Annotated in this window: 1 protein-coding gene; it reads left to right on the forward strand. The window is 65.1% G+C overall.

Translation table 11 applies throughout. The annotated features are described in order from the left end of the window. Nucleotides 1-215: hypothetical protein (locus tag SM191_RS19820; RefSeq protein WP_341507692.1), on the forward strand; the 215-nt coding region annotated here is incomplete at both ends.

Raw genomic sequence — 215 nt, forward strand, 5'->3', positions numbered from 1 at the left:
CGCCAGAACAAGGTCAGCTACCGCGCGGAGCCCGACGCCAATGGAAAGCGCGCCAAGGTCGATACCGCCGAGCTCATGCGCGGACGTTTCATCGACATCGTCAACGCGGTGATGGGCGAGGAGCGCTACCTCCACGGCACCTATGAGGAAAATGGCATCGCCCTGACCCCGCTCGAGCATATGGGCAATCGCGCGACCGGCCACGAGCGGCGTGG

It is taken from the genome of Sphingomonas sp. 2378 (assembly GCF_038084995.1).
Lineage (GTDB): Bacteria > Pseudomonadota > Alphaproteobacteria > Sphingomonadales > Sphingomonadaceae > Sphingomonas.